This window comes from Rhodococcus sp. R1101 (assembly GCF_000278445.1).
GTDB lineage: Bacteria > Actinomycetota > Actinomycetes > Mycobacteriales > Mycobacteriaceae > Rhodococcus > Rhodococcus gordoniae.
Genome location: NZ_AJVB01000215.1, coordinates 1 through 6,423, shown reverse-complemented (window position 1 = coordinate 6,423; position 6,423 = coordinate 1). Strand labels below are relative to the sequence as shown.

Genomic DNA, 6,423 nt, shown 5'->3' with positions numbered 1-6,423 from the left:
CAACCCTGAGTCCGGAACCGCACCGTGACAGGTAGACCTGCATCCTTGTGAGTAAGGTCCGTCACTCCACGGCCGATGTGACGGCAGGTCGTCGAGCAGCCCCATGAATGCACGGGCAGAGGGAAGGCGACCGACCTCCCAAGCGGAAGGTCGGTCGACCTGCTCGTGTAGTACGGTTCGACACCAACGACGGATCGATCGTCCTCTCCGGCGACACCGGACCGACCTCGAACCGCGCACCGACGCCCAGGAGGGGCTGTACCAGCATCTGACCGAGTCACACACACATCGATGACATCGACCCGATCGCACAGCAGGCGGGGTCGGGACGGTGGTGCTCTCGCACATGGTTCCCGGCAACCGCCCGGAGGAGACCTGGGCGGCATGCGTGGCGGGCTTCGGCGGAAGGCTGAGCATCGGTCACGATCTCGAGGTCGTCGGCATCGGTGTTATCCCGTAACCTGCCCTTCGTTCCGGCAGCGGACTCGGGAGAGTCCATGTTGTCCAGTCCCGCCTTGTTCCGAGAGGGCTCAACGCGGTTGGGAGGGTTCGAGGAGTTTCCACATCAGCGAGTTCGACCTGTCGATGATCTTCATCGCCCACAACATGGCGGTGGTGAAGAGCATCAGTGACCGGGTGATGGTGACGTACCTCGAGAAGGGCTGTGAGGTATCGCCCGCTGCGAACATGGAAAATGCTGTGCGGCATCCATAGTCGAGACTGTTGCTGGATTCGATTCCCAACCCCGAACGACATCACGCAGACGCGTTGGACGTCGGGCAGATCGAAGGTGACCTGCCGTCGCCACTGAACCCGCCATCGGGCTGTCGTTTTCGGACGCGGTGCCCCCTCGCGACCGACAACTGCGCGGCCGAGGAACCACAGCTGCGCGAGGTCGGCGACAACCACTTCGTGGCCTGCCACCACGTCTGACGATTCGTACGACAACGCTGTCACCGACAGTCGAACAATCCTACTGGCATTCAGACAGTCCAGCCGGAACAACCGAGCGGGTAGCCGAGAGCCCCTACTGAACCCGGCGCGCAACACTTCTCCCGGAGCGGGGTGTCCACCGTGGCGACGTAGGGTGATTCGTGTCGCTGTCGACATCGAGCGGTTCTTGCCGAGCATCCGCGTCGAGCACCGTATTCAGGACGGCAACTGTCCTGCATTTGCGGCACTCGGGTCATGAGCGAAATCTTTGCGGCTGCGAGTCGGTCGGATCGGGCCGATATCACCGACTATTGCGATCCCGATGCGCCGTGGAACCAGGCTTGGGACGGGCAGGGCGGCATCGTCGATTGGAATGATGATGTGATCAGGGAGTTCCGGGAGAATTCGGGCAAGGTGGGTGGTGCTTACGCGGGTGGGGATCTCATCTTGCCCACTACCAGGGGAGCCAGGAGCGGGAGGCGGCATCCGGTTCCGTTGGCGCCTCTGTACCGGGGCGACGTCATGTTCGTGAGCTCGTTCACGGAGGACAGGTACCCGGCCTGGTGGTACAACATCAAGGTGAATCCGCAGGTCGTTGTCGAGCTCCGGGACTAGGTCTACCGGGGGGGGGGGACAGGCAGGGTGTTCGAAGGTGCGGAGTACGACGAGTTTGCGGGCTGGGTGCTGGTCGACAACCCTCTGTTGGCGGATTCCAGTCCAAGACGGGCCGGCCTGTGCCGTTGGTCGTGTCGACTCTCGACGGTGAGGTCTGAGCGCTTCCTGAGAATCGCCGGCCTCGGCGCGTCGAATGGTGTGCACGGGGCTGCACTACTCGTTCCCCGAACCCTGAGGAAACACTGTGGCCTGCACCGATATAGGGGTGCAAGCCACAGTCGTGCGGGGAGCGTGAGGATGGTTAGTTGCTGCTGCCGAACAACGGGTTGGGCACCGGCTCGTTGCCGGGTGACGGGAGCGCCGGGAGTTCGGCCGGCACGGTGACCACTGTTGCCGCCTGTTCGACGGTGAACGATTCGTACGGGAACAGCGCCAGAGTTTCTTCGATGCCGGGATAGTCGGAGACCCACATGGCGGTCGCGTCGGCATTTACGCACGACGCCAAGGCGACGTAGGAACCGTCGGGAACATCGATCACGGTGTGCACGGTGGCGCCCGGTCGGATGTCGCTGGAAGTGCCGAGTTGCGTGCCGTAGAGAACTTCACTCACTGGGGGAAGGACCCCGCCGGGCGCGGGTGCGAGCGACGTCGCGCAGGTCAGGATACCGCCGGTGTTGTTGGTGACTGTATTGGTCACGCTGTGGCCGTCGACTCCGAAGGCGTAGGTGACTTCGCTCGCGTCGGCGGCTGCGGCGAGACCGGGGACGGCCACAGCCAGGGGAACGGCTGCGGAGGTGACAAAGGCGGTGCGGAGGATCGATCGCATGGAGGGTTCCTTGTGGTCGGATGATGGGACAACATTTCTGATCTTGGTGCGTGGGTGCGCGCCCCGCATGTTTTCGGCGGAACCCTGTTCCAGGCGGGGAAGGAATGTGGGGTGAGTGTGCGCGTGCTCCAGGAACTCATTGCCCCGCGCAATATCGTCGAAAGGATGGCGTACACCAAGCGGGGCCACGACGATCCGCACCGCAACCATGTGCCGAGTCGATCGGAGGTCGGAGCGATCCCGACCGGGATGTACCGCCATCGGTTCGATCGGGGGAGAGGGCCATGGAGAACCTCGAGAGGGAGCTCGAGGCGGTGCGTCGACCTCGACGAGACGATAACCGCGACCGATTCGATGGCCGGGAGATGCCGCCCCGATCACGGTGCGTGCAAACTCCCCTCCCGGTCTTCGCGTTAAGGTGCCCTGCATACCCCACGGGTGTCGAAGGGAGTCTCGCGATCATGCAGGTACCTGTCCGTATGGCCGCAGTAATCCTCTCGCTCGCGGTCCTGGCCGCAGGATGCGCAACCGGGGAGCAGATCACTGGACCCGGCGCGCGAACCGGCGATGCGTCCGGGATGTCCTGCGAGCGGGTCGAGTCCTTCACCGGGACTCTGCGGGTAGGAATTTCTGCGCCGCCCCGCCCGACAGGAATGCCTGCAGACGGCACGTTCGCACCCGGCGAGACCCCGCCGGCAGTGGTCTATCCCGTGCTCGACTCCGTCGACATCGTCGGTACCGATGAGGATCGGGTGATGTTCACCTTCAGTGGTGACGGATCGATCGGATGGTCGGCGCGTTTCGTCGCCGTCGCGTTCCGCCAGGGGGAGGATGCTTCTGCACCGGTCTCCGGCCGGTGCGTGCTCCAAGTCGACTTCAGTGGCGCCGACACCGGTGAAGTCTGGTCCGGTGGAGCACCGGTATACCTTTCCCCTTCGAGTACCTCGGAAGTGGTCGAGGTGTTCGGCTACCCCAGCGTCAACCATCTCGCCCAGACGTTCATCGGTACCCGCACCGGCACACCGGTGATCACCGTGGACAGCGCGCCCACCGCTGGCACCCTCGAGGTCGCGGTCGCCACGGCGTCGCGGTAACCGCCCCAGGCCGGAGTGGAACGCGAGTACCGGCTGGGCTCGTGACGGCCGGTGTGCGTTCGACTGCCGGCCCGTCGTCCGAACCTGCCGGACCAGGTGTGCAAAGTCCGGGACGCGATCAGCATCGAAACCTTCCGAATTGCTCCTCGTAGGGTCTGTAGCCAGGACACGGTGGTGGTGGGCAGCGATCGTCGGCGTTCGACGTATCCGGTGGTCACTCGCCAATCCGACCCGGGTCGGTCCACTTCCTCTACGCCACATCGTTTCGTTTCCTCAACTCGCACATGACATTTGCGGTCAACGATGCCGGCTTGGGTGCGAGCAGCAGTCAGAGAGGCCCGTACGTGGCATTGCCGACAGGATCGCGCCACGTCCGGAGGTCCTGTTCGAGTAGAGCCTCCTCGTGCCCCGTTGTCGAATACGCTGTAGCCGAATACCGCGCCGAGGGCGACGGCGAAGAAGGCGATCATGCTGATGCCACCCCGTGTCGATCCCGGTCCGCGCGTGATCAGGGTGCGTCGCGTGTTGGGCAGCCGGGATCGAACGCGGCGGCATCCGAGCATCGAGAACAAGGAGTCCCGCTCCGATGATTCCGAGGGCGGCCGAAGGTCCGACGCCTCCGCCCATGATGGTGATGAAGACCCCGGTGAGAATGAGAACCGCGCCGGCCCCGATCTGCGCTCCCCGGGCTGCTGTCACAGCGCCCCGGGTGTCGGTCAGTTCGCGCAGGCGGGAGCGAGCCTCCGGGTCGCTCGGCCGCGCCAGGTCCGGAGGGATCCAGTACTCCAGTGGACGCTCCGGCAGCGAGGAGTGGGATGAGCGCCCCAGGTGATCGTCCATCGCTTGCCTTCCTTGTCGACGAAGAGGGTGTTCCCGAATTCGCCGCGGCCGCGCCTTCATCGCGGTGTGGGCTCATTCCAGATTTTCGGCCCGGAACCGGCGAAGATCCTCGGCCATTTTCCTGGTCATCCGGGGCGGTTCGCTTCCTCACCGGCGCCGTGGGCTGGGAGCGCCTGATGTGGTTCGCGTGCTACATCGCAGCACTGTCCATCCTATGTGCGCGGAGGGGCCTACTACAGGGACCTACTGAAGTAGATCCTTCGCGATCTGCTCGATTCTGAGGACGCTGTCGAACAGGTCTTCGCCGATGCCGGCGCGCAGCTCGGCCTCGATGCCTGCCGCGAGGTCGTCGGCTTCCTCGATGGCCTTCGCGCCGAGCGTTGTCAGCCGTACCTCTACGAGCTTCTGATGCATCGGGGACGGTCGCCGACTGATGAGGCCCTTGCTCTCGAGAGTGGCCAACATCGTGGCAGTCGCTTGGGGGGTGCTCTGCCCAGTTCGTGCGAGCTGCGCTGCAGAGGTCGGCTCGAGGTGCCTGATCGACAGGAGAGTCGCATACTGCGGCACGGTGAGGTCGAGTGGACGCAGGGCCGCCGCCTTCGCGTCGATGATCAGCCGCGAGATTCGCCGAACGTGGGTGCCGAGTCGGTCGTCGAGCACCTCGGACAGCGAGTTGTCGACAGTCTCATCCCTCACCGAGCGCTTCTCCTCCGTCTACACCTACTTTGATGTATCAGAGTATTGCTTCATGTCGACGCACGCCAATTCGCCGGCCGAGAGCCTCTGCTAGGCGCCGCCCTCGACAATCCCGGCCGGCCAAATCTTACCCGCCCATGAAGTCCTCGAAGCATGAACTTCTCGAACATGTGATGCGGTGAGTGCAGACGTATCAACATCGAGCCGTGAATAAGTCTATTGATCTATGACAGATACTTGATACTGTCGTCGTGTCGCCCGACGGAGGACAAGTCAGAGTCCGCCCGCCCACGCGGCTCGGGCGCGCCACGTCGACTCGCCCGTTTATTACGGAGTGGAGGAGCCAGATGTCCATGACGATCGAATCGCAGGCAGAGGACATTTCCTACGAGGAGAGCAAGAGAGAAGTCGTCACCGATGAAGGGGTGTTGCGGTATCACGAGGCCGGTGACGGTCCGCCTCTGTTGTTGCTACACGGCTCAGGCATCGGCGTCAGCGGATGGCGCAACTACCGCGGAAACCTCGCGACGCTGGCGCAGCAGTTCCACTGCTACGTGCTGGAGTTTCCGGGATTCGGTATCAGTGACCCGGTGGACGGCTACCCCATCGCGACAGCCGCCGCCGCGGTGACACGGTTCATGGATGCCGTCGGTATCGAATCTGCTGCGATCATCGGCAATTCGATGGGCGGTGTCGTTGGCGTCCATGTCGCGATGCGGCACCCCGACAGGGTCTCGAAGTTGATCACTATCGGCGGGGTCGGGCCGAACATCTTCAGCCAGCAGCCCAGCGAAGGCACTCGGCTGCTGCGCGACTTCGCCGACGAACCCAGTCGCGAGAAGCTGGTGCGATGGCTCAACTGCATGGTCTACGACCCTGCCGTCATCACGGAAGAGCGCATCGAAGAGCGGTGGGAGACCGCGAAAGACCCTGCGTCCCACAAGACACTTGCCGCGATGTACGGATCCCAAGCAGCTATCGAACAGCAACGCGCGCTCGAGTCCTCCGACGCACCGCCGTACTGGTCGATGATGCGGAAGGTTCAGTGCCCGACACTGTTCACCTGGGGACTCGATGACCGGCAGTGTCCGCCCGACATGCCACTCGTTCCACTTCGATTGGCGCCCAAAGCCGAGCTCCACATCTTCCCGAACTGCGGGCACTGGGTAATGCTCGAAGCCAAGGAAGCGTTCGAGCGTGTCGCACTCGAGTTCCTGCTCCGCCGAGAGCCCTGAGCGTCGACTTCGGCCGCCTGGAACGACGTCGTCGCTCGGCGTTCCGGCGACCGGGTGCGCAGCAGATAGTGATGCCGATGAATCCAACCCGACAACCGCCGACGCAGCCGGAACGTCCTGCCGGCGGGTCGAATCGATTGCTGGGACGACCCTTTCCGGTGACGGTCCGATCGGATGGCCCCGG

Annotated in this window: 7 protein-coding genes; 5 read left to right on the top strand and 2 right to left on the bottom strand. The window is 63.9% G+C overall.

The window, feature by feature from the left end:
• The first annotated feature begins 331 nt into the window (after nucleotides 1-331).
• The 3 genes from R1101_RS31325 (at nucleotide 332) to R1101_RS26800 (ending at nucleotide 1,548) form a co-directional block, all read left to right on the top strand.
• Nucleotides 332-460 carry a hypothetical protein gene (locus R1101_RS31325; protein ID WP_016934043.1) on the top strand — a complete coding sequence of 43 codons (129 nt, stop codon included), beginning with the start codon at nucleotides 332-334 and terminating at the stop codon, nucleotides 458-460.
• Between the two features lie 263 nt (nucleotides 461-723).
• Nucleotides 724-933, top strand: a complete 210-nt coding sequence (locus tag R1101_RS31025) for an oligopeptide/dipeptide ABC transporter ATP-binding protein (protein ID WP_269726636.1) — start codon at nucleotides 724-726, stop codon at nucleotides 931-933.
• Between the two features lie 255 nt (nucleotides 934-1,188).
• Nucleotides 1,189-1,548 (top strand): nitroreductase/quinone reductase family protein, encoded by a 360-nt coding sequence (locus R1101_RS26800; RefSeq protein WP_016934040.1) that lies wholly within the window; start codon nucleotides 1,189-1,191, stop codon nucleotides 1,546-1,548.
• 301 nt (nucleotides 1,549-1,849) lie between these two features.
• Here the strand turns inward: R1101_RS26800 and R1101_RS0114005 are convergent, their stop codons facing one another.
• A complete protein-coding gene (locus tag R1101_RS0114005) occupies nucleotides 1,850-2,584 on the bottom strand; it encodes a hypothetical protein (protein WP_332307006.1) in 735 nt (244 codons plus the stop codon).
• Between the two features lie 251 nt (nucleotides 2,585-2,835).
• Between R1101_RS0114005 and R1101_RS31020 the strand changes: the two genes are divergently transcribed.
• Entirely contained in the window at nucleotides 2,836-3,468 is a 633-nt protein-coding gene (locus R1101_RS31020; RefSeq protein ID WP_232284753.1) for an AMIN-like domain-containing (lipo)protein, read from the top strand.
• A 1,083-nt stretch (nucleotides 3,469-4,551) separates the two neighbouring features.
• On the opposite strand, the gene R1101_RS0113995 is transcribed toward R1101_RS31020, so the two are convergent.
• On the bottom strand, nucleotides 4,552-5,004 hold the full coding sequence (locus R1101_RS0113995) for a MarR family winged helix-turn-helix transcriptional regulator (protein WP_016934037.1): 453 nt from the start codon (nucleotides 5,002-5,004) through the stop codon (nucleotides 4,552-4,554).
• Between the two features lie 347 nt (nucleotides 5,005-5,351).
• Between R1101_RS0113995 and R1101_RS0113990 the strand changes: the two genes are divergently transcribed.
• Nucleotides 5,352-6,239: an alpha/beta fold hydrolase gene (locus tag R1101_RS0113990; RefSeq protein ID WP_016934036.1), complete on the top strand. Its 888-nt coding sequence runs from the start codon at nucleotides 5,352-5,354 to the stop codon at nucleotides 6,237-6,239.
• Nucleotides 6,240-6,423 lie beyond the last annotated feature (184 nt).